This window comes from Epilithonimonas sp., from assembly GCF_056329745.1.
The window spans coordinates 88,127-110,108 of record NZ_JBWEYV010000009.1; the positions used below are offsets into that span (position 1 = coordinate 88,127).

General features: G+C 38.6%; 19 protein-coding genes and 1 pseudogene. 5 read left to right on the forward strand and 15 right to left on the reverse strand.

All coding sequences use genetic code 11. The annotated features are described in order from the left end of the window. Nucleotides 1-4: 4 nt before the first annotated feature. From AC00Y6_RS08455 to hisG, 13 genes and pseudogenes are all read right to left on the reverse strand, one after another. Entirely contained in the window at nucleotides 5-943 is a 939-nt protein-coding gene (locus AC00Y6_RS08455) for a UbiA family prenyltransferase (protein ID WP_474490177.1), read from the reverse strand. A 60-nt stretch (nucleotides 944-1,003) separates the two neighbouring features. Then, a complete protein-coding gene (locus AC00Y6_RS08460) occupies nucleotides 1,004-1,930 on the reverse strand; it encodes a mevalonate kinase family protein (RefSeq protein ID WP_474490178.1) in 927 nt (308 codons plus the stop codon). Between the two features lie 92 nt (nucleotides 1,931-2,022). Next, nucleotides 2,023-3,495, reverse strand: a complete 1,473-nt coding sequence (locus AC00Y6_RS08465) for an MFS transporter (RefSeq protein WP_474490179.1) — start codon at nucleotides 3,493-3,495, stop codon at nucleotides 2,023-2,025. Between the two features lie 227 nt (nucleotides 3,496-3,722). After that, on the reverse strand, nucleotides 3,723-4,904 hold the full coding sequence (locus tag AC00Y6_RS08470; protein WP_474490180.1) for an acetyl-CoA C-acyltransferase: 1,182 nt from the start codon (nucleotides 4,902-4,904) through the stop codon (nucleotides 3,723-3,725). A 6-nt stretch (nucleotides 4,905-4,910) separates the two neighbouring features. Beyond that, nucleotides 4,911-5,309, reverse strand: coding sequence for a hypothetical protein (locus AC00Y6_RS08475; protein ID WP_474490181.1), 399 nt, complete (start codon nucleotides 5,307-5,309; stop codon nucleotides 4,911-4,913). 94 nt (nucleotides 5,310-5,403) lie between these two features. Next, nucleotides 5,404-5,997: pseudogene (gene hisIE, locus AC00Y6_RS08480) on the reverse strand (bifunctional phosphoribosyl-AMP cyclohydrolase/phosphoribosyl-ATP diphosphatase HisIE); the annotation flags it as partial. Between the two features lie 13 nt (nucleotides 5,998-6,010). Beyond that, a complete protein-coding gene (gene hisF / locus AC00Y6_RS08485; RefSeq protein WP_474490182.1) occupies nucleotides 6,011-6,766 on the reverse strand; it encodes an imidazole glycerol phosphate synthase subunit HisF in 756 nt (251 codons plus the stop codon). A 6-nt stretch (nucleotides 6,767-6,772) separates the two neighbouring features. Continuing rightward, nucleotides 6,773-7,489, reverse strand: coding sequence for a 1-(5-phosphoribosyl)-5-[(5-phosphoribosylamino)methylideneamino]imidazole-4-carboxamide isomerase (gene hisA / locus AC00Y6_RS08490; RefSeq protein WP_474490183.1), 717 nt, complete (start codon nucleotides 7,487-7,489; stop codon nucleotides 6,773-6,775). A gap of 45 nt (nucleotides 7,490-7,534) precedes the next feature. Further along, entirely contained in the window at nucleotides 7,535-8,122 is a 588-nt protein-coding gene (gene hisH, locus AC00Y6_RS08495) for an imidazole glycerol phosphate synthase subunit HisH (protein WP_474490184.1), read from the reverse strand. A 77-nt stretch (nucleotides 8,123-8,199) separates the two neighbouring features. Then, nucleotides 8,200-9,294 carry a bifunctional histidinol-phosphatase/imidazoleglycerol-phosphate dehydratase HisB gene (hisB, locus tag AC00Y6_RS08500; RefSeq protein WP_474490185.1) on the reverse strand — a complete coding sequence of 365 codons (1,095 nt, stop codon included), beginning with the start codon at nucleotides 9,292-9,294 and terminating at the stop codon, nucleotides 8,200-8,202. Between the two features lie 5 nt (nucleotides 9,295-9,299). Further along, nucleotides 9,300-10,340 (reverse strand): histidinol-phosphate transaminase, encoded by a 1,041-nt coding sequence (gene hisC, locus AC00Y6_RS08505; RefSeq protein ID WP_474490186.1) that lies wholly within the window; start codon nucleotides 10,338-10,340, stop codon nucleotides 9,300-9,302. Next, nucleotides 10,337-11,623 (reverse strand): histidinol dehydrogenase, encoded by a 1,287-nt coding sequence (gene hisD, locus AC00Y6_RS08510; protein WP_474490187.1) that lies wholly within the window; start codon nucleotides 11,621-11,623, stop codon nucleotides 10,337-10,339. The genes hisC and hisD overlap by 4 nt, the downstream gene beginning before the upstream one ends. Before the next feature lie 96 nt (nucleotides 11,624-11,719). Next, nucleotides 11,720-12,577 carry an ATP phosphoribosyltransferase gene (hisG, locus tag AC00Y6_RS08515; RefSeq protein ID WP_474490188.1) on the reverse strand — a complete coding sequence of 286 codons (858 nt, stop codon included), beginning with the start codon at nucleotides 12,575-12,577 and terminating at the stop codon, nucleotides 11,720-11,722. 356 nt (nucleotides 12,578-12,933) lie between these two features. Here hisG and AC00Y6_RS08520 point away from each other — a divergent pair, with 356 nt between their 5' ends. Both AC00Y6_RS08520 and AC00Y6_RS08525 read left to right on the forward strand, forming a co-directional pair. Continuing rightward, nucleotides 12,934-15,336, forward strand: coding sequence for an alpha/beta hydrolase family protein (locus tag AC00Y6_RS08520; RefSeq protein ID WP_474490189.1), 2,403 nt, complete (start codon nucleotides 12,934-12,936; stop codon nucleotides 15,334-15,336). A 124-nt stretch (nucleotides 15,337-15,460) separates the two neighbouring features. Continuing rightward, nucleotides 15,461-15,739: a GNAT family N-acetyltransferase gene (locus AC00Y6_RS08525; protein WP_474490190.1), complete on the forward strand. Its 279-nt coding sequence runs from the start codon at nucleotides 15,461-15,463 to the stop codon at nucleotides 15,737-15,739. Nucleotides 15,740-15,781: 42 nt separating this feature from the next. On the opposite strand, the gene AC00Y6_RS08530 is transcribed toward AC00Y6_RS08525, so the two are convergent. After that, nucleotides 15,782-17,452 carry a glutamine--tRNA ligase/YqeY domain fusion protein gene (locus AC00Y6_RS08530; protein ID WP_474490191.1) on the reverse strand — a complete coding sequence of 557 codons (1,671 nt, stop codon included), beginning with the start codon at nucleotides 17,450-17,452 and terminating at the stop codon, nucleotides 15,782-15,784. Nucleotides 17,453-17,657: 205 nt separating this feature from the next. Between AC00Y6_RS08530 and AC00Y6_RS08535 the strand changes: the two genes are divergently transcribed. The 3 genes from AC00Y6_RS08535 (at nucleotide 17,658) to AC00Y6_RS08545 (ending at nucleotide 20,170) form a co-directional block, all read left to right on the forward strand. Then, nucleotides 17,658-18,335 (forward strand): response regulator transcription factor, encoded by a 678-nt coding sequence (locus tag AC00Y6_RS08535; RefSeq protein ID WP_076783889.1) that lies wholly within the window; start codon nucleotides 17,658-17,660, stop codon nucleotides 18,333-18,335. A 30-nt stretch (nucleotides 18,336-18,365) separates the two neighbouring features. Then, on the forward strand, nucleotides 18,366-19,454 hold the full coding sequence (locus tag AC00Y6_RS08540; RefSeq protein WP_474490192.1) for a sensor histidine kinase: 1,089 nt from the start codon (nucleotides 18,366-18,368) through the stop codon (nucleotides 19,452-19,454). A 131-nt stretch (nucleotides 19,455-19,585) separates the two neighbouring features. Beyond that, complete coding sequence (locus AC00Y6_RS08545) at nucleotides 19,586-20,170, forward strand: IS1096 element passenger TnpR family protein (RefSeq protein WP_474490193.1); 585 nt, start codon at nucleotides 19,586-19,588, stop codon at nucleotides 20,168-20,170. A gap of 625 nt (nucleotides 20,171-20,795) precedes the next feature. Here AC00Y6_RS08545 and AC00Y6_RS08550 read toward each other — a convergent pair. Then, nucleotides 20,796-21,959: a proline dehydrogenase family protein gene (locus AC00Y6_RS08550; protein ID WP_474490194.1), complete on the reverse strand. Its 1,164-nt coding sequence runs from the start codon at nucleotides 21,957-21,959 to the stop codon at nucleotides 20,796-20,798. Nucleotides 21,960-21,982 lie beyond the last annotated feature (23 nt).

The window sequence follows — 21,982 nt, forward strand, 5'->3', positions numbered from 1 at the left end:
ATTTTTAAATCAACCAAGGATATTTGTGGAAAATCCCGTCCAAAAGCATTGCCAGGATACCGAAAAATATCCAAAGCCTCAATAGGTTGAGGGATTTGAATTTATCATTTTTTTGGTTCCGAAACAGCATATAAACTGTCGCTACGATGATTGCGGTGGTCAATAAAAAATACCAAGCCATCACATTTCTGAAGCCAATACCAATGCTTAAAATTACAGATATGCCCCATGTAACAATTAACAATATCAACAATACGGAACGTGTATTTTGATAACCTACACGATTGGCAATGGTATCATAACCAAACATTTTATCGGCATTTTTGGTCAGCGTGTCTTTGACAACGTCAATAATAAAAAGCATCAGAAAAAGAAAGATAGCCAAAAAGAGAATCTTAAGAGAAAAAGTCTGATAATAAATCAACATCCCAAAAAAGGGATACAGCGTGAGGGCTACAAAAGTGATATTATTGACAATCAAAATCCGGCTGAGTTTGTGACTGTAAAACCACATCAAAAACTGATAAACCAAGAAAAAGATAAAAACCCGTTGTGACACAAAAAATGCCAGCCCCAAGGATATTGTATTCAGCAGGACATAAGCCGTGAGGAAATATTTTTCCTTCAAAAAATTTTGCAAGCGCGAGCGGAAAGGCTTTGTCAATCGGTCTTTTTCTTTATCATAAAAGCGGTTGATAATACCGCCGGCCAAAATGCTGAGTACCGAGCAAATAATAATAAAATGGACTTTGTAATCAAAAACAAAATTGCGAAATGTCTCTTCTCGGTTAAACAGGAAAAAAGTAGAAACATACAACGCAAAAGTGAGGAGAACAGCCACAAAAAAGCGGGCACCCAACAGGAAACCCATCAGCTGAGAAATCCGGTAAAGGGCATTGCGCGATGCAGGCTTTATCTCTTTGTCCATTTGTTCCTGACTCATTTTAAAAACCCCTTCAGAATGGTATGCTGAAAGGGCTTTATGTTGTATTACTAACGATTTTTAAAATCTGTAGATCACTTCTTTGTGAAAACCTTCGAGCATCTTTTCGGCTTTCTCATAATCTTTGGCAAAGCCAAGAATATACCCTCCGCCACCGCTTCCACACAATTTGAGGTAATAGGCATTAGAGTCCAGACCATTTTTCCAAGCGTTGAAAAGATTTTCCGGAATCATTGGGCGAAAATGCTCGTAAGCCCAAACCGACAGTTTTCTAAGGTTACGGAAAAAAGGATTCATATCCTTTTTTAAGAAGGCATCAATGCAGGCATTATTGTAACGGATAAATTCTTCTTTCAATGTTTTACGGAACCCCTCGTTCTTAAGTTTTTCAAAGAAAATCTGAATCATTGGACCCGTCTCGCCTGTGATGCCCGAATCGATAAGGAATATAGCTCCTTTCCCCAATTCTTCTTTGGGAATAGACACTTTATCCACGCTCTCTTTACTTTCTATAAGGATAGGCAGATTCATAAAACAAATCAATGGATCTATGCCAGAGCTCTTACCATGAAAATAACTTTCTAACTGTCCAAAAATCACTTTAAGATCTTTGAGTTCTTCTTTTGAAATGGTTTCCGGATTTTTTTTAACTACCGAATATCTTTCAAATATGGCAGCCACCAAAGCTCCAGAACTCCCTACGCCATAACCCTGCGGAATATTGGAGTCAAAAAACAAACCGTCTGCAATATCTTTTTTGAATGAAGTTACATCCAGCTGAAACTCCTGTGGCAAACTAAGGCTTTGCAAATATGCCGCATAATTAAGCAGTGACTGGTTAGATTTTTTTTCAAAATCATTGTCCAGATCAGAGAATTTCAGCGTGCCTTTGTAAAAGCTGTACGGTAAGGTAAGGCCTTGAGAATCTTCAATAATGCCATACTCACCAAACAACAAAATTTTTGCGTAAAATAAAGGGTTATTCATACCTTGTTTTGATAATGCAAAATTACAAAATATTTTCGTTGTACAGTTAGCAATTTCCGCGCCTAATTTACAGCATTCCCTTAATTATAATATCAATTTGATTTTGGTTTTACAAAGCGGATAAAAATTAAACCCAATGCAAAGAAAATACTCATAGATAGCGCGGCAAAACGCATGTTGTTGTAATGCTCTATCAAGGTTGCAAAAATAAAGGTTCCGAGAATGATGGCAATTTTCTCCAACACATCGTAGAAACTGAAATAAGTGGTATTATCCATAGAATCCTGTGGAAGCAGTTTGGAATAGGTAGATCGTGACATTGCCTGCAAGCCACCCATTACAAGCCCAATTACGGCTGCCACACCATAAAACTGGTATTCTACATTTGGATTTTCCTTATTCAGAAAATAAGCGGCAAGGCATGCTGCAATCCATAGTGCCACAGCAATGCTGATGACATTTTTGTTGCCAATCTTACGCGACAGCCAAGAGAAAAACAAAGCCCCCACTATTGCTTCTATCTGGATGAGCAATAATGTCATAATCAATTTGTCCTGAGCCATATTAATCTCACTTTTCCCGAATAGTGTAGCCATTAGGAAAATAGTCTGCATCCCAACACTGTAAAAGAAAAAACTGGTTAAAAAATACTTAAGGTTTCTATTTCCAAATAAATGATTGCCCACCTTGTATAATTCTCTAAAACTTTCTTTTGCAATATCGATGTAAAAACTAATATTCGATTTTAGTACGCACCAGAAGCCACCTTCACGTTCGTGGCTTTTAAAAATATTTTTATAATTAAGCAAGACCAGATCTTTCGGTAATTGATCTTTCACCTGGCCGAACTGTGGTAAATACCGGAAGGTATATTGTGAAAAGCCAAACCACCATGCACCCGTTAACAAAAAGCTGACCCTAGTATAAATAGCAGCCTGCTTCGGAGTTTCTGCACAAACCTGAATCAGTACCAAACAAATCACCACCAATATTACAGAACCAATGTAACCGTAAACATAACCTTTTGCGGATAATGCATCCTGCTTATCTGTGGTAGCAATATCCGGCAGGAAGGAGTTGTAAAACACCAAACTTCCCCAGAAACCTACACTGGCGGTAACACTGAATAATAAACCCAACCAAACCGTTCCCATACCCGTAAACATTGCCAATCCCATACAGGATGTTGCGCCGAGATAGCAGAAAAACTGCAAAAAGGATTTTTTATTCCCAATGGTATCTGCCAAAGAAGATAATATGGGCGAGAGCAACACCACAATGAAGAATGACAGCGTTAATGAATAACCATAAACCGCATCGGGCTGGTAAGATTTTCCGAAAATATGAATCATGTTCCGAACCGGGACTTTGATCCACTGCCCTGTTTCTTTGATGTACTCATCTTTTTCGTACGCTGTGGTAAGAATCGAGTAATAGATAGGGAAAATAGTGGACGTAATCACCAAGGAATATACCGAATTGGCCCAGTCGTAAAAAGCCCAGGCCCGCATAATCTTCGGATTATTCTTGATTGATGTTGTCTTTTTTGTATGTTTATCTGACATTAGATCAAAATTATTTGGACAAAAATAAAAAAACCATCCATAAAATGATCATTAATGATTTTAATTAATCAACATATTTGGAAGAAAAAGGTCTGCTCATAATTCCCACATTTCAAAGATTAAACCAGCAATGCAAAATTTTGAGCTTTGAAATAAAAATTCCGGAGCAGTAAGAGGCTAAGCCGCTTCAGAAACTCCGGAACGATTATTTTATGAAAAAAACTGGATTACTGCAGGTTTTCTATGACCAATGCCGTTGCACCGCCACCACCGTTGCAAATAGCTGCTGCACCGTACTTAGCATTATTTTGTTTCAGGACATTCAGCAATGTGACTACAATCCTGCAACCCGAACTGCCCAGCGGATGACCTAGTGACACAGCCCCGCCATTCACATTGACCTTGGCAGAATCAAGACCCAGAATTTTGCTGTTAGCCAAACCCACTACCGAGAAAGCCTCATTCAGTTCAAAAAAATCGATATCGTCTTTTGTAAGCCCGGCTTTTTTAAGTGCCACAGGCAATGCTTTGGAAGGTGCTGTTGTAAAACGTTCCGGTTCTATGGCTGCATCTGCGTAGGATATAATCCTTGCCAGAGGTTTGATGCCTAATTCGGCTGCTTTTTCTGCCGACATAAGGATAACTGCCGAAGCGCCATCGTTTAAAGTAGAGGCATTGGCGGCGGTTACCGTCCCATTTTCTTTTTGGAAAACCGTTGGCAAAACCGGAATTTTATCAAATTTAACTGCCTTGTATTCCTCGTCCTCAGAAAAAACGATTGGATCGCCTTTCCTTTGCGGGATGCTCACCGGAACTACTTCTTCTTTGAATTTGCCTGCTGCCCAAGCTGCTGCAGATCTTTCGTAAGACTGCACCGCAAAAGCATCCTGCTCTTCCCGTGTTACGTGATTTTCTTTAGCACATAGTTCTGCACAAACGCCCATGTGCTGCTTGTTGTAAACATCGGTAAGGCCATCTTTCAGCAAGCCGTCCTGCATCTTGATTTCACCCAACTTCACACCATTGCGCCCATCCAGATAATGAGGCACCATAGACATATTCTCCATTCCACCAGCTACAAGAATATCTGCATCACCGGCTTTGATGGCCTGTGCCGCCAAGGTAATCGCCTTCATCCCTGATGCACACACTTTATTAATGGTGGTTGCAATGGTGTTGGTGGACAAACCCGCACCTATAGCTACCTGCCGTGCCGGCGCCTGGCCTTCGCCTGCCTGCAAAACATTCCCCATATAAACTTCCTGAACCAATGCAGGATCCAAATTTATTTTTTCTAACGCACCTTTTACGGCGGTTACGCCCAGCTGTGTTGCCGGAACAGCGGACAAACTACCCATAAAACTGCCCATTGGCGTTCTGGCTGCTGATACAATAACTACATCTTTCATAATATTCTATAATTGCTTCGTATTTTGATTTTTTTTGGAAGAAATAAGGATGAGGATAGCCCCAAAAAATTCTATAACCCATCCCCAAGATAATTTTACAGTTCCCGCAAAAGCGCCTTGCCAAGACTTAAATGGCAAAAAACTGAAAAAATCCAGAGACTTCATTTTAACCGCCATAATGGTGAATAAAAACAGGATTATCATCAATACAGCTGTCAATCTTAACATTGCTTTTTTGCTCTTCAATATAAATATTAAGGCCGCTATTATTAAAATCCAAACTATTACCGCAAGACTGTGATCGATATTCCAATAGTCCCAATATCCTACTACCGGAACATGAACCAGTGGTAAAAAACTACCTATCACCACCAATAGAACCCCTATAAACTGTAAAATTTTCATACTTAAATCCTGTGAGGCAATGTAAATAAAAAATAACATATCAACCAAAAACTACACACAAAGCATCAACACACAATTATCGAAATGTTGATTTTCAATGATTCCTGCCTTTCAAAACTTCTTCAATATCTTCTAAGGTAAAACCTTTTGCCTTGAGTAAAATAAGAAAGTGATACAGCAAATCGGCGGCCTCATTTTTAAAAAGATGGGCGTTGTTATCCTTGGCTTCAATCACCACTTCTACCGCCTCCTCTCCTACTTTTTGCGCTACTTTGTTGATGCCGCGTTTGTAAAGTTGATTGGTGTAAGAATCTTGATCATCGGAATCAATTCGGTCTGAAATAATCTGTTGCAATTCATACAGAAAACCTTTGTCTTCTTTCTCGCCAAAACAGCTAAAACTTCCGGTATGACAGACTACATTTTCGGGAACAGCTTTGATGAGAATGGTGTCCTGATCGCAATCCATCTTGATGTCTTTTACGTAAAGGAAATTCCCGGACTCCTCACCTTTTGTCCATAATCTGTTTTTGGAGCGGCTGTAGAAGGTTACTTTGCCGTCGTATTGTGTTTTTTTAAAAGCTTCTTCATTCATATATCCCAGCATGAGAACCTGTAAAGTTCTGTCATCCTGAATGATTACGGGAACCAGCCCGCCTCCTTTGTTAAAGTCTATATTCATCTTTTTTGATTTCTTTAAATTAAATTCTTACCGGTATATTTTTCTGATTTAAAAAATTTTTCAACTCTGGAATTGGAACTTCACCAAAGTGAAAAATACTTGCTGCCAAAGCTCCGGTTGCTTTTGTTTCGTTAAAAACGGTTTCAAAATCTTCCGGTTTTCCGCCGCCGCCAGAGGCAATAATCGGGATATTCACCGTTTCTGAAATGAGTTTCGTAATCCTCAGATCAAATCCTGCTTTCGTACCGTCCGCATTCATCGACGTCAGCAACAATTCTCCTGCTCCCAATTCCTCCACTTTTTTTGCCCAGGCTAAAGTATCCAGATTAGTAGCTTCTCGGCCGCCTTTTACGTGAACAATATCTTTCCCATCTACAAAACGGTTATCAATTGCCACCACTACGCATTGCTTCCCAAATTCATCACACAATTCTTGAATTAAATTAGGATTTTTCACCGCTGATGAATTAACACTGATTTTATCCGCACCTGCATTCAACAACTTCCGGACATCTTCCACAGAAGAAATTCCGCCACCAACAGTAAACGGAATGCTTAATTCCCGAGCGATTTTTTTAACGAGTTCTACAAAGGTTTTGCGCTCTTCAACCGTTGCGGTAATATCCAGGAAAACCAACTCATCCGCACCCTGATCTTCGTATTTTTTGGCCAGTTCCACGGGATCTCCGGCATGAATTAAGTTCACGAAATTAACGCCTTTCACAGTCTGCCCGTCTTTAATATCCAGACAAGGAATTATTCTTTTTTTAAGCATTTCCAATTAATTATTTACGATTGATAACTCCTCCAGCGAAATTCTGTTTTCATAAATCGCTTTTCCAATGATGGTTCCGAAACAGCCGATTTCTTTCATTTTTACGACATCATTGATATTGGAAATTCCGCCGCTAGCAATTAAATTAATTTTTGACTGAGCTAAAATCTCTTGATAAAGCGCTATTGATGGACCTTCCAGCATTCCGTCTTTTGAAATATCCGTACAAATAACATTCTGGATTCCTTTTTTTTCATAATTTGAAATAAAGTCCAGAACATCCAAATTGCTGTCTTCCAACCAGCCGGAAGTTTTTATTTTTCGGTTGAGACAATCGGCACCGAGAATAATTTTTTCTACACCAAATTGTTCTAACATTTCAAGGCAAAATTCAGGATTCTGAACGGCAATGCTTCCCAACGTAATTTGCTTTGCCCCAGATTTAAAAGCCAGTTCCACCTCTTCTTTTGACTTGATTCCACCTCCAAAGTCAATTTGCAAACTGGTATTTGTAGCGATATTTTCCAATACTTTTTGATTGATAATATGCTTGGCTTTTGCGCCATCCAGATCTACCAAATGAAGAAATTTAATTCCGTTCGCTTCAAATTCTTTAGCAACTTCCAGAGGATTTTCGTTGTAAATTTTCTTCGTATCATATTCACCTTTGGAAAGGCGAACACATTTTCCGTCAATAATGTCTATAGCAGGGATAATTCTCATTTTTGTTGTATTATGTAAAATGTATAAAGTATAATGTACGAGTTACTATGTACCTTGTACTTTTAAAAAATTTTCCAAGATTTTAGCACCGGTTTTTCCGGATTTTTCCGGGTGAAATTGCGTGGCAAAGAAATTATCTTTCTGCAGTGCGGCCCCAAAATCCAGAATATAATCGCATTCCGCCACTGAATATTTCGAGTTTTCGCAGTAATAACTGTGTACAAAATAGACATTTTCATCTTCCGTAATTCCTTCTAAGAAAGCCCCTTTCAGATTTTTCAAATTATTCCAGCCCATGTGTGGGACAATATCTTTTGCAGGAAATAATTTCACATCAATATCAAAAATCCCCAGACCTTTCACATTTCCTTCTTCGAGGTTTTTACACATCAGTTGCTGCCCTAAACAAATCCCTAAAACAGGCTGTTTCAAAGTAGGAATCAACTGATCCAATCCCGTTTTCCGAAGATAACTCAAGGCCGATGACGCTTCTCCAACACCCGGAAAAATGACTTTTTCAGCGTTTTTAATTTCTTTAAAATCATTGGTCACTTTTGATTCAACCCCTAGTCGAAACAAAGCATTTTGAACGGATTCTACATTTCCGGCGTTATATTTTATAATAGCAATCATTTTGATTTACGATTTTTGAGGTTATAATTACGATGGACTTTACTAAAATCGTAAATCGAACATCGTCATTCCAACATTTACAACATTCCTTTTGTGGATGGCAGATTAAAATTAGAATCCGATTGGTTCACCGCCATTTTGATGGCTTTTGCAAAGGCTTTAAAAACCGACTCAATTTTGTGATGTTCATTGTCACCTTCTGCTTTGATGTTCAGATTACACTTTGCCGAATCGGTAAAAGATTTGAAAAAATGCTGAAACATTTCCGTGGGCACATCGCCCACTTTTTCACGCTTAAAATCCACATCCCAAACCAACCAAGGCCGGCCTCCAAAATCAATTCCGACTTGCGCCAGACAATCGTCCATCGGCAACAAAAACCCGTATCTTTCAATTCCTTTTTTACTTCCCAAAGCCTTCAAAATGGCTTCTCCAAGGGCAATTCCGGTATCTTCGACGGTGTGGTGTTCATCCACTTCAAGATCGCCGTTTACTTTAATTTTTAAATCCAGATTGCCGTGTCTCGCGATTTGATCGAGCATGTGATCGAAGAAATGAAGCCCTGTAGAAATTTCCGCTTTTCCGCTTCCATCCAAGTTTACTTCAATCAAAATATCGGTTTCTTTCGTCGTTCTTTTGACGGTTGCTTTTCGTGGTTCGGCTTTTAAAAACTGATAAATTTCCCACCATGAATCCGTTGTAAAAGTAGCTTCTTCAAAGTTTTCTTCAGCCAAGAAAATGGATTTTGCGCCGAGGTTTTTTGCCAGTTGAACATCGGTTTTACGATCGCCAATCACATAGGAATTTTCGAGATCGTAATTTCCATAAATATACTTTCCGAGCAACGCTGTTCCGGGTTTTCTGGTCGGTTTATTTTCGTGTTCAAAAGAATCATCAATGATAATATCAGTAAACTCAATTCCTTCATTTTTAAAGGCCTGAAGCATTTTTTGTTGTGGTTTTTCGAAATCTACAGTCGGAAAACTTTCGGTTCCCAAACCATCCTGATTCGTCACCATCACCAACTCATAATCCAGTTCTTTTACAATTTTCGCTAAGTTTTGAAAAACACCGGGCAGAAACTCCAGTTTCTCCAAAGAATCCACCTGAAAATCGGTTTTCGGCTCTTCAATCAGAGTTCCGTCGCGGTCTATAAATAATACTTTTTTCATCGTTTTTATTTGAATTTGTGAAGGGTCTCAATGAGTTTTTTGTTTTCTTCCGGTGTTCCGATTGTAATTCTGACACCATTTTTTACTACAGAATTCCGGTTGCGGATAATCACCTTTTCATTCACCAAATAATCATACAAACCGTTGGCATTTTCCACTTCTGCTAAAAGAAAATTGGCATCGGTTGGATAGATTTTCTTCACGATTTCTAAACCATTTAAAGCAGAAATTACATGTTCTCTTTCTTTTAAAATCAATTCCAGTTGTTTGTTAATTTCTGAAGCATTTTTCAATGTTTTCAAAACAGCTTCCTGATTCAGACTGCTGATATTGTACGGCGGTTTCACTTTATTGAATAATGAAATAATTTCCGGGTTTGAAAATGCCATTCCCACACGCAAACCAGCCATTCCCCAATATTTGCTGAAGGTTTGCATCACCACCAGATTTGGATATTTTTCTAATTGTGAAATCCATGATTTTTGTTCAGAAAAATCAATATAGGCTTCATCAATTACCACTATTCCGGTGAAATTTTCAAGGATAAAATTAACCGATTCTTTCTGAATCAAATTTCCTGTTGGATTGTTGGGCGAACAAATAAAAACGAGTTTTAAATCTTCATTCCGAAGTGTTTTTTGAAGCTTTTCATTAATAGAAATCTGAAAATTTTCGTCCAACGGAATTTGAATTAATTCAACATCATTAATATTTGCTGCCACTTCATACATTCCGTAAGTGGGTGTAAAAGTTAATGCTTGATCTTTTCCCGGATTTGTAAAAATTCTAAACAACAGATCAATCACTTCATCACTTCCGTTTCCCAAAAATATGCTGTCGGAACTGATATTTTTGATTTTTGAAATCTCTTTTTTCAGTTCCTTTTGATACGGATCAGGATAACGGTTCAGCGTTCCAAAAGGGTTTTCGTTGGCATCCAGAAAAATACCATCAGCACCAGAAAACTCAACCCTTGCGCTGGAATAAGGTTTTAAATTCAGGATATTTTTCCGAACCAATTTTTCAATATTACTATTTTTGCTCATGATTCTAAAGATTTTAAACGAACGGAAACGGCATTTTTGTGGGCGAATAAACCTTCTGCTTCCGCCATGATTTCGATGGTTTTTCCGAGATTTTGAATTCCCTTTTCAGACAATTTTTGAAAAGTCACTTTCCGCACAAACGAATCCAGAGAAACACCGCTGTAATTTCGGGCAAAACCGTTGGTAGGCAATGTGTGATTGGTTCCGCTGGCGTAATCTCCCGCACTTTCGCAAGAATAATTTCCCAGAAAAACAGAACCTGCATTTTGAATTTTTTCCGTCCAGTTTTCAGCATTTTCAATCGCTAAAATCAGGTGTTCGGGTGCGTAGAAATTGCTTAATTCAAAAGCTTCATCCAACAATGCAATTAAAATAAATCGACTGTTTTCGATCGCTTTTTGCGCCAGTTCTTTTCTGGGCAATTCATTCAACTGCTTTTCCAGTTCAGCTAAAGTTTCATTAAAAATAGTTTCATCAGTCGCAATAAAAATCACCTGCGAATCGGCTCCGTGTTCTGCCTGCGACAATAAATCTGCTGCACAAAATTCGGGAATCGCCTGTTCATCGGAAATCACCAAAACTTCACTCGGACCGGCAGGCATGTCAATCGAGATTCCCAACTTCGTTGAAAATTCTTTTGCCGCAGTCACATATTGATTTCCCGGGCCAAAAATTTTGTAGACTTTCGGAACGGTTTCTGTTCCCCAACTCATGGCCGCAATGGCCTGAGCACCGCCGATTTTGAAAATTTCAGTAATTCCGCAAAGTTGTGCCGCGTATAAAATCGCAGGATTTATTTTTCCGTTTTTATCCGCCGGCGAACACAAAATAATCTCTTTACAATCGGCAATTTTTGCCGGAACAGCAAGCATCAAAACCGTGGAAAATAAAGGTGCCGTGCCTCCCGGAATATAAATTCCGACTTTCTCTATGCCACGGTTTTCTCGCCAACATTCCACGCCGGAAACGGTTTCTATTTTATTAGTTTCTTCTTTTTGGGAACGGTGAAAGATTTCAATATTTTGTTTCGCTTGTTGAATCGCTGCTTTTAATTCATCTGAAACTTCATTAATTGCCATTTCAATCTCTTGCTGAGAAACTTTAAAAGAATCCAGTTTTACCCCATCAAATTTTGATGTGTAATATTGCAATGCGGAATCGCCTTCATTTCTTACTTTTTCAAAAACTTCGGTAATGGTTGCGCGAAGATTCTGTTTTTCCAAAGCCGGACGATTGATAATCTTGTCCCAGTCGGATTTTTGTGGATATTTATAGATGTTCATTTTTATATTTTAGAATTACGATTTACGATATATCATACATAATTTTAGATCTGGAATTTTTTTATAAATCTGAAATCCCACATCTGAAATCTTAAATCAAATCACCATTTTATCAATCGGAATCACCAAAATATCCTGTGCTCCAGTTTGTTTCAGTTCATCAATCACTTCCCAAAACCGGTTATCATCAATCACCGAGTGAATACTGCTCCACCCTTTTTCCGCCAATGGCAAAACGGTTGGACTTTTGAGAACAGGAAGGATTTTGGAGACTTTTTCAATCTTTTCATTCGGAACATTTAGCAAAATATATTTGCTTTTTTTGGCTTTTAAAACCGCACGGATTCTGAAAATTAATTTATCGAGAATCACTTTATTTTCATCCGACAAATTTCGGTTGGCTGCCAAAACGGCCTCGGATTTTAAGATGGTTTGCGTTTCTCTTAAACCGTTTTTAAAAAGCGTGTTTCCGGAACTTACGATATCGCAAATCCCCGCTGCCAGACCAATATTCGGGGCAATTTCCACCGAACCGGAAATCTTATGAATGTCGGCTTGAATATTATTTTTCGCTAAAAATTTTGAAAGGGTATTGGGATAAGAAGTGGCGATTTTTTTATCCTGAAAAAAGGAAAGTTCATTGGTTTCCACTTCTTTTGGAACGGCCAGAGAAACGCGACATTTGGAAAACCCCAGATATTCGATAATGTCGATTTTTTTCTCGGTTTCTTCCAGAAGATTAGAGCCGATAATGGCCACATCTACCACGCAATCTTCCACATATTGCGGAATATCCGAATTTCGGAGAAAGTAAATTTCTAAAGGAAAATTATCGGAAACTACTTTCAGCTGGTCTTTTCCATCGTTGTAGGAAATTCCGCAATCTTTCAGAAGTTTTAAGGATTCATCGTAAAGTCTTCCGCTTTTTTGGATGGCAATTTTTAGGTTACTCATGTTAGTTTTGGTTTAACGGTCTGAGTAAATCTAAACTGTGATTGTATTAAAACAAAAATCCCGTATGACTTACTCAAACGGGATTAGATATTGTTTTGGGGTTACTCCATATCATGATCAGCTCGCTTGAGGGCAAGAATGAAAATGATGATGATGTAACTGAATAAAATTCATTTCTATGGATTGATGAAACAAATTTAGCTAATTTTTTGAAAGATTGGATTAATTATTTTTATTTTTTTCAATTCATTCCCTTTTAATCCGAAAAATAAATTATTAATGAAACTTTTTGCAATAAGATTTTTTTTCAACAAACCGAACTTATAAATGATTATTTTTGTTGAAAACAGTATTATATGAAGATAAAGCTAAGCATCTGCCTTCTTGCCTTCCTTAATTTTTATGAGGCGCAGGAAAATATCACCTATCAGAAACCGAGTGCTGAGATTCTCAAACTGGCCGATTACCAACGCCCACCGAGTGTCCTGATGAATAGTAAAAAAGACTGGATCGTTTTCACCTACCGTCCCACTTACAAAACATTGGAAGACCTCAGTCAAAAGGAAATGAAATTGGGAGGTCTTCGGATAAACCCTATCACCAATATTTCCAGCACTGCTACTTACGCCAATAATCTGAAAATTAGGAAAATCAATGAGAAAAACGAAGTTCAGGTTAAAAACCTCCCTATAAATCCAAAAATTACTTACACATCTTTCTCCCCGGACGAGAAAAAACTAGCTTTTACCAATACCACCGCCAAAGGTGTAGAATTGTGGATTGTAGATTTAGAAACGGCCACTGCAAAAAAAGTGAGTAATGACAACCTGAATGCCAACTTGGGGAATCCTTATCTATGGAACCGGGATTCTCAGAATTTATTGGTAAAAATCCTTCCGCAAAACAGGCCAGAACTCATTGATGCCAGCAAGGATTTGCCAACCGGGCCAATTGTATCTACCGCGGATGGGAAGGTTTCCCAAAACAGAACCTATCAGGATCTGCTGAAAAACCCTCAGGATGAGAAAAATTTTGAAATCCTGACAGCATCCGAAATCTATAATGTGGATCTTAACGGTAATCTGAAAAAGGTAAAAGATCAGGATCTCTACGCCGAAGCCAACTATTCGCCGGATGGCAATTACCTGATGCTTACAACTATAAAAAAACCATTCTCCTACATTGTGCCGCTCAACCGGTTTCCAATGACCACAACGGTGTATGACAATAAAGGCAATACCGTAAAAGTGGTAAACGAGACACCTCTTAATGAGATAATGCCCAAAGGATTCTCCTCTGTAAGGACAGGAAAAAGAGACATGGGCTGGAGAAGTGACGCACCTGCAACCTTGGTTTTTGCGGAAGCTTTGGATGGAGGAGATCAGGCCAAAACCGTAGATTACCGGGATGAAATTTTTACTTGGGAAGCTCCGTTTAACAATGCACCTAAATCGTTCTTCAAAACCAAACAGCGTTACGAAGATGTTAGCTGGACCAACGATCATTATGCCATCGTTTCCGAAGGATGGTATGATACCCGGAACACCAAATCTTTTTTGGTAGATCTTAATAATGGAACATCCAGGGTTTTAGAAGACCGAAACTACCAAGATGTCTACAGTGATCCGGGACATTTTAACACGGCGAAAAACCAGTTCGGAAGATATGTGATTGATATAAAAGGAGAAAAAGCCTACCTTATTGGTGATGGTTTTACAAAAGACGGTCAGCATCCATTCATTGATGAGATGGATATGAAAAACCTGAAAAAGAAAAGGCTATACACTTCCAACCTTAAGAATTCAAAAGAAGATATCATTGATATTATTAACCCATCAAAAGGTGAAGTCCTGACAATACAACAATCGCCAAGTGATTATCCCAACTATTTTAAAAAGAATATTAAAACCAATAAAGAAGAAGCGGTAACTAATTTTACCAATCCTTTTGAGAGTATCAAAGATGTCTATAAAGAAGTGATTACTTACAAAAGAAATGATGGTGTTACGCTTACCGGGACACTTTATCTGCCTGCCAATTATGACAGAAAAGCAAAAAAAGAAAAACTGCCTTTGCTGATTTGGGCTTACCCAACGGAATATAAAGACAAAAATACCGCCGGCCAAAACACGCAAAATGCCAATGATTTTACATTCCCCTATTACGGGTCGTTTGTGTACTGGACTACAAAAGGTTATGCTGTGCTGGATGATGCCTCTTTCCCCATCATTGGAGAAGGTAAAGCGGAACCTAATGACACTTTTATCCCACAATTGGTTGCCAACGGAAGGGCAGCGATAGATGCTGTGGATCAACTCGGATATATCGACAGAAAAAAAGTTGCTGTGGGTGGCCACTCGTATGGTGCTTTTATGACAGCCAACCTGCTCACCCACTCCAAAGATTATGCCTGCGGAATTGCAAGAAGCGGCGCTTATAACAGAACTTTGACACCATTTGGTTTCCAAAGCGAACAACGTAACTATTGGGATGTGCCTGATGTTTATAATACCATGTCCCCATTTATGAATGCTGACAAAATGAAAACACCTATGCTACTTGTACATGGCGATGCAGACAATAATCCCGGGACATTCACTTTGCAGACAGAGCGTTATTTTCAGGCCCTTAAAAACCTTGGCGCTCCTGTAAGAATGGTGCTGTTACCAAAAGAAGCGCATGGTTATGCTGCTAAGGAAAATATTCTTCACCTCCTTTGGGAACAGGATCAATTTCTGGAAAAATGTCTTAAAAAATAATTTCTTGCCCACTCTTTGTAGTGGGTTTTTTATCATTTAGAAGTGTTAAAGCTTATTTTTTGGCATTATATTTAGTGATAGAAAAATCATAAATTAGAGAATAAATCAACATCAATTAATTAATATGGAAATCAAACAAAATAACAGCGAAACTAAGGGTGAATTTTTAGCAATTATCGATGGAAAACAGGCGGGGAAAATGACTTATTCTTGGGCAGGAGCACACCGCTTCATCATAGATCATACCGAAGTTGACCCTTCCTACAAAGGGAAAGGTGTGGGTAAAGAAATGGTTTATAAAGCAGTAGAATATGCCCGCGATCATCAGCTGAAAATCATCCCGCTCTGCCCTTTTGCCAAAGCTACTTTTGACAAAAACAAAGAGATCCAGGATGTCCTGTAAAATAAAAAAACGAAATCTGTTGATTTCGTTTTTTTATTACTTTTAAGGTTTATAACTGTCTTTCAAAGTGACTGTTCTGTTAAAAACCAATTGCTCATCGGAAGAATCCCTATCCTTAATATAATAGCCGATTCTCTGGAACTGGAAGTGGTCTTCTGTAGTAGCTTCCTTCAAACTTGGCTCCCCAAAACCGTGAGACACATGTAGAGACTGAGGATTTACAAATTCCATAAAATCCACTTCTTTCTCCGCATCTGGCTGCTCGGTTGTAAAGAGGCGCTCGTAAGTTCTGATCTCAATAGGAAGTGCGTGTTTCGCAGAAACCCAATGCAGTGTACCTTTTACCTTTCTAAGACTGGCCTCGGTTCCACTACCCGACTTGGAATCTTCATCATAGGTAGCATAGATGGTCGTGATCTCGCCATTGGCATCCTTTTCCACTCGCTCTGCTTTGATAATATAACCTGCTTTGAGCCTCACTTCGCCACCTAATTTAAGACGGAAGAATTTTTTATCAGCCTCTTCCTTAAAATCTTCACGCTCTATATAAAGCTCTCCTGAAAAAGGAATTTGCCTTGTTCCGGCATTTTCATCCTCGGGATTATTTTCTGTTTCCAGCCATTCCTCTTTATCTTTTGGATAATTTTCTATAATTAATTTCACGGGATTCACAACAGCCATTACCCTAGTAGCCACCTTGTTAAGATCCTCTCTTACAGAAAATTCTAAAAGTTGAATATCAATCAGGTTTTCCCTTTTGGCAACGCCTACACGCTCAATAAAATTTTTGACTGCCGTAGCCGTGTAGCCTTTCCTCCTTAGACCAGAGATCGTCGGCATCCTGGGATCATCCCAACCCGTGGTAACACCTTCTGCCACCAGTCTCTGGAGTTTTCTTTTGGATGTCACCATATAAGAGACATTCATCCTTGCAAATTCTCTCTGTTTAGGTGCTACCTTGCCGTTTTCGTAAACTTGATGCAGGTACCACTCATATAGCGGACGGTGGTTTTCAAACTCCAACGAGCAAAGCGAATGTGAAACCTGCTCCAGATAATCACTTTCGCCGTGTGCCCAATCATACATTGGGTAGATTTTCCATTGGTCGCCGGTTCTGTGGTGTGGGCGTTTCAGGATTCTGTACATCACAGGGTCGCGCATGTTCATATTTGGAGATGCCATGTCTATTTTGGCACGCAGACTCATTGCCCCTTCCTCGAATTCGCCGTTTTTCATCTTTTCAAAAAGCGAAAGACTTTCTTCAACAGGTCGGTTTCTGAATGGCGAATCTACACCCGGCTCAAACGGGTTTTTCCGCTGCGCCGTAATATCTTCAGAAGTTTGCTCATCTACATAAGCTTTCTCTTGCTTTATCAGCTCAACAGCCCAGTCATAAAGTTGCTGAAAATAATCTGATGCATAGCACTCTTTATCCCACTGGAAGCCAAGCCACTCAACATCTTTTTTGATAGAATCCACAAATTCCTGCTCTTCTTTCTCAGGATTGGTATCATCAAAACGAAGGTTGACCGGTGCATTGTAGCGCTGCCCCAAACCAAAATTGATACATATCGCCTTGGTATGGCCAATATGAAGATAACCATTAGGTTCCGGCGGAAAACGGAATCTTAACTTGGAAGAATCCAAGCCGTTTTCTATATCATCTTCTATAATTTGCTCTATAAAATTGAGTGATTTTTTTTCTTCTTCCATAATCTGAACGTGAAGTGCAAATTTAATCTAATTTCCCCGAATTATAAAACGATTCTGTGTTATATCAAACAAAGATTATGACTGCGAAAATCGATATCAAAAACATCCATAATTATTTTAATAAATGTTAAATTTGTGTGAACTTTAAAGATTTAGTGATACAGCGTTCATTTTTTATTAATTTTGGAATAATTAATAAATCGAAATGAATCGTAAGAAAATTCTTCTAATTGATGATGAACAGGACATCCTAGACATTATCTCTTACAATCTTGAAAAAGAAGGTTATCAGGTCTTTACGGCCAGCAATGGTAACGAAGGGATCGAAAAAGCTAAAGAAATCCTGCCGGATCTTATTTTATTGGACGTGATGATGCCGGAGAAAGACGGGATAGAAACTTGCCAGGATCTGCGCAAAATAAAGGAATTACAAAAGACTTTGATCGTCTTTTTATCTGCCCGCAGCGAGGAATTTTCACAATTGGCAGGCTATCAGGCCGGCGCAAATGACTACATCGTGAAACTGATCAAACCAAAAGTTTTGATCTCCAAAGTGGCTGCGCTTTTGCAGTTGGGCGCCCAATCTCAGGAAAACTCAAACTATATAGAGATTGGTGACCTGATTATTGATAAAGATAATTTTAAAGTAACCAAGGGGAAAGAAGAATTTCTGCTTCCTAAAAAAGAATTTGATCTTTTATATTTGTTAGCATCCAATACAGATAAGGTTTTCAAAAGAGAAGAAATTCTGGAAAAGGTTTGGGGGAATGACGTTATTGTTGGCGAAAGAACCATCGATGTGCATATTAGACGCCTTCGTGAGAAACTGGGCATCAACACCATACAAACACTCAAGGGAATAGGTTACAAACTGGTAGTATAGATTTTCTGAAAAGAAAATCTTTTTTTTGATATGAGGATAAAAAATTCTGTTAAAATCAACTGGCTTTCTTTCACAGCTTCGCTGCTTTTGGTACTGGCTGTGGGAGCGGTAGTTTTGCTTTTTCAGTTTTATACCAATGATGTTTATTTTAAAACCAGGGATTTCAATTACTTTCTTATTTTTACCCTCTGCTTTGTGTTCATTGTCAATTATTTTGTGTTGGAGTTTTTGTTTAGTTTTTACAGCAGAAACCAGATCCGAAGAATTACAAACATCCTTCCGGAAGACATTATTCACGATTCCGACAATGATATCGGCTTCAAGCAGCTGGAAGAAAAATTCCAGGAAATGAACCAGAAAAATGCCGAGATTGACATGATGAAGGAGATGGAGACCTATAGGAAAGAGTATATTGGGAATGTCTCCCATGAGCTGAAAACACCACTATTCTCTATCCAGGGTTATATAGAAACGCTGCGGGATGGCGGTGTGGAAGATCTGAGCATCCGAGACAAATACCTACAACGCATAGATAGTTCTGTGGAACGCCTGCTGAATATTGTGAAAGACCTGGATATGATCAACCGCTTCGAAGCCGGGCAGATTGCGCTAAAGTACAGCATCTTTGACATTAACCTGCTGATTCAAGAAGTATTTGACTTGCTGGATTTGGAGGCAGATCGCCATACCATGACGATGCAGCTACAAACCACACAACCGCAACTTTTTGTTTATGCAGACAAGCATAAGATTTCGCAAGTGCTTATCAATCTGGTGTCCAATGCGGTAAAATATGCGAACCGAGAAGAAGCGCAGATTATTGTCTCTACCAAAGAAGGGACTCAAAGCATCCATATTTCTATCGAAGACAATGGTATGGGCATCAAACCGGAAAACCTGCCCCGGATCTTTGAAAGATTTTACCGTGTAGAAAGTAGCCGAAGCAGAAAAGAAGGTGGATCGGGACTTGGCTTGGCAATTGTGAAGCATATTATGGAGGCTCACAAGCAACCCATCAGTGTAGAGAGTGTTTACCTTTCTGGCACCAAATTCAAGTTTAAACTTGAAAAATCCACGCCCGAAAAGCTAAAAAAACTGAAGCAAAACCCTTTACCTTAAATCAAATTTTAAGCGCAAAATTTATAAAAAACTTTTTTGAAAAAAAATTCATCAATACCATTTCTCAAATTTCATTTGTTTTATATTTGCAGCACTAATCAAGCTAATAAAAGATAAATTTTAAAACAAAAATGGTTTATAAGATAAGAGTAATTCTGGATGCCAAAGAGACGATTTTCCGGGATGTAGAAATCAAAGACAAACAAACACTTTGGAATCTACATTTGGGTATCAAAAGTGCTTTTAGCCTGCCAGGTGAAGAATTATCTTCTTTCTATTTTTCTGATGATGAATGGAATGAAGGCAATGCCGTTCCTCTTGAAGACATGAGCGAGGATGGCGATGGTGAGATTATGTCTGATGTATATCTTAACGAGGCTTTTCCAGCTGTGGGAAGCAAGATGAGATTTCAGTATGGTTTTATAGAACTGTGGGAGTTTTTCTGCGAACTGTTGGAGATTAATGATGACAAGCCAGCTGTTAATTATCCGATCACCGTGTACAGATTTGGCAATGTTCCACTGAAGGCGCCAAGCAAGAATGGCAACAGCAACGGAAAAAGTAAAACATCTGCTGCATCGTTTATGGATGATGACTTTGGCGACTTTGACTCCGAGTTTAAAGAATCCAGTTTTGATGATGAAGACGATGATTATAATGACGATGAAGAAGAAAGCGGCTACAACGACGTTTACGAGGAGGATGACGAAGATTAATCCACAACATTAATCAATTGGTAACTTATAAAAAAGGCTCAGGATTAGATTTCTGAGCCTTTCTTTTTTCAAAACACTAGATTAAATTAAGAACCAATCCCGATTTTAGATTGGCATGGCATCCATTTTTTAAACCAATTTTTAAACCAGCAATTACTGTAGGAAAAAATATTATATTTTAAGCTCAGTCCTTTTAACCATTGAGGTTTTTTATTAGATTCATGGTTAAAATTAATTTTCACCAATTTCAAAAGGAAATTTGACAGAAACTATTTATACTCTACAAATCTATGATTCGTCAAATCTCCAGGAAACAATAATTAACGAGAAAATTATTTCTCCAGGACAGAATAGCCTTTAAATATTTACTTTCCCTTCTCGGCAAAATCATCTAAAATGGCCATTACATCTTCCCTTTTTGGAACAATGTAAATAGGCTTCATATGGATTGATAAATGACATTACTGATTATCAATCACGCGTGTTTAATTCTAATCTTTGCCAGTCTTAACGTGGTAAAAGGCTTTGGTAATATTACAAATAATCAAATTCTTCTTTGTCAAACAAAAAAAGTAGAGATCCTAACCTAATTTTAAAGCTGCATTATAAAAATTATAACAATTAATTAATTCCTTCTTTTTAATTCTTTTTGGATAAGCCCCAGTTCTCTACCGGTTTGCCCGGCAACACTGGTATTTTCTTGCGCCCGTCTTGTAAGGTAAGGCACCACGTCTTTCACAGGGCCGTAAGGCAAATATTTGGCAACATTATAGTGCTGATCTGCCAGATAGTAGGTGATATTATCACTCATCCCGTACAGTTGACCAAAATAGATATGCGGGTTATCATGCGACAAACCGTTATTCTTCATTTTATCCATAATCAGCTCCGATGATTTCTCATTATGCGTCCCAAAAAATGCAGAAACTTTGTCCAGATGGGACATTACAAAGTCGATTCCTGCATTGTAATTATCATCCGTTGCCTGCTTGTTGGGCTGGATAGGATCGGGATAATTCAATTCGGTGGCTCTTTTACGCTCCTTTTCCATATAAGCACCACGCACAATCTTGTAACCGATAAAATAGTTTTTTTCTCTGGCTCTCTCCAGATGCGCATTCATATATTCCAGCCGGCCAGTTCGGTACATCTGTATCGTATTCCAAACAATTGGCTTTTCTTTGTTATACTTCTCCATCATCTCCTCGCAAAGATGGTCGGCAGCGTCCTGCATCCAGGTTTCCTCGGCATCTACCATCACTTTTTTATCATGCTCGTAACAGAGGCTGCAAACGTCATCAAAACGTTTAACAACCCTTTCCCACTCTGCTTTTTGGCTGCTTGTCAATTCTTTACCTTTGCCCACTTCTTCATAAATATCAATCCTACCGAAAGCGGTTGGTTTGAAAACAATGAACGGAATAGCCGGATTGCCTACAGAAAACCTCACAATATCCTTTATCTCACTGCAAACCGCATCAAAAGTCTCTTCTTCCTCTTTGCCTTCTATAGAATAATCGAAGATACTTCCAACGCCTCTTTTGAACATTTGCTTTACAACATTCATACTTTCCTCCCTAGTTTCGCCGCCGCAAAACTGTTCAAAAAGTGTTTTTTTGACGATCCCTTTGACAAACGGAAAATCATTATGAACTGTAAAATTTAGGACAGAAACACCTACATTGGTTAACGCTGGCTGCTCTATCGCCTTAAACATCCAGTATGCTTTTTTGAGCTGAGCATCCGTTTTATCGGCGAATGCAAGCTTTGTATCATTGAAAATACTCATCTTTAGAATTTGGTTTCAAATGT

What these genes read in the sequence shown, in the direction of transcription:
- AC00Y6_RS08455 (WP_474490177.1), bottom strand. Translation starts at nt 943, where the DNA reads ATGAGTCAGGAACAAATGGACAAAGAGATAAAGCCTGCATCGCGCAAT.
- AC00Y6_RS08460 (WP_474490178.1), bottom strand. Translation starts at nt 1,930, where the DNA reads ATGAATAACCCTTTATTTTACGCAAAAATTTTGTTGTTTGGTGAGTAT.
- AC00Y6_RS08465 (WP_474490179.1), bottom strand. Translation starts at nt 3,495, where the DNA reads ATGTCAGATAAACATACAAAAAAGACAACATCAATCAAGAATAATCCG.
- AC00Y6_RS08470 (WP_474490180.1), bottom strand. Translation starts at nt 4,904, where the DNA reads ATGAAAGATGTAGTTATTGTATCAGCAGCCAGAACGCCAATGGGCAGT.
- AC00Y6_RS08475 (WP_474490181.1), bottom strand. Translation starts at nt 5,309, where the DNA reads ATGAAAATTTTACAGTTTATAGGGGTTCTATTGGTGGTGATAGGTAGT.
- hisF (WP_474490182.1), bottom strand. Translation starts at nt 6,766, where the DNA reads ATGCTTAAAAAAAGAATAATTCCTTGTCTGGATATTAAAGACGGGCAG.
- hisA (WP_474490183.1), bottom strand. Translation starts at nt 7,489, where the DNA reads ATGAGAATTATCCCTGCTATAGACATTATTGACGGAAAATGTGTTCGC.
- hisH (WP_474490184.1), bottom strand. Translation starts at nt 8,122, where the DNA reads ATGATTGCTATTATAAAATATAACGCCGGAAATGTAGAATCCGTTCAA.
- hisB (WP_474490185.1), bottom strand. Translation starts at nt 9,294, where the DNA reads ATGAAAAAAGTATTATTTATAGACCGCGACGGAACTCTGATTGAAGAG.
- hisC (WP_474490186.1), bottom strand. Translation starts at nt 10,340, where the DNA reads ATGAGCAAAAATAGTAATATTGAAAAATTGGTTCGGAAAAATATCCTG.
- hisD (WP_474490187.1), bottom strand. Translation starts at nt 11,623, where the DNA reads ATGAACATCTATAAATATCCACAAAAATCCGACTGGGACAAGATTATC.
- hisG (WP_474490188.1), bottom strand. Translation starts at nt 12,577, where the DNA reads ATGAGTAACCTAAAAATTGCCATCCAAAAAAGCGGAAGACTTTACGAT.
- AC00Y6_RS08520 (WP_474490189.1), top strand. Translation starts at nt 12,934, where the DNA reads ATGAAGATAAAGCTAAGCATCTGCCTTCTTGCCTTCCTTAATTTTTAT.
- AC00Y6_RS08525 (WP_474490190.1), top strand. Translation starts at nt 15,461, where the DNA reads ATGGAAATCAAACAAAATAACAGCGAAACTAAGGGTGAATTTTTAGCA.
- AC00Y6_RS08530 (WP_474490191.1), bottom strand. Translation starts at nt 17,452, where the DNA reads ATGGAAGAAGAAAAAAAATCACTCAATTTTATAGAGCAAATTATAGAA.
- AC00Y6_RS08535 (WP_076783889.1), top strand. Translation starts at nt 17,658, where the DNA reads ATGAATCGTAAGAAAATTCTTCTAATTGATGATGAACAGGACATCCTA.
- AC00Y6_RS08540 (WP_474490192.1), top strand. Translation starts at nt 18,366, where the DNA reads ATGAGGATAAAAAATTCTGTTAAAATCAACTGGCTTTCTTTCACAGCT.
- AC00Y6_RS08545 (WP_474490193.1), top strand. Translation starts at nt 19,586, where the DNA reads ATGGTTTATAAGATAAGAGTAATTCTGGATGCCAAAGAGACGATTTTC.
- AC00Y6_RS08550 (WP_474490194.1), bottom strand. Translation starts at nt 21,959, where the DNA reads ATGAGTATTTTCAATGATACAAAGCTTGCATTCGCCGATAAAACGGAT.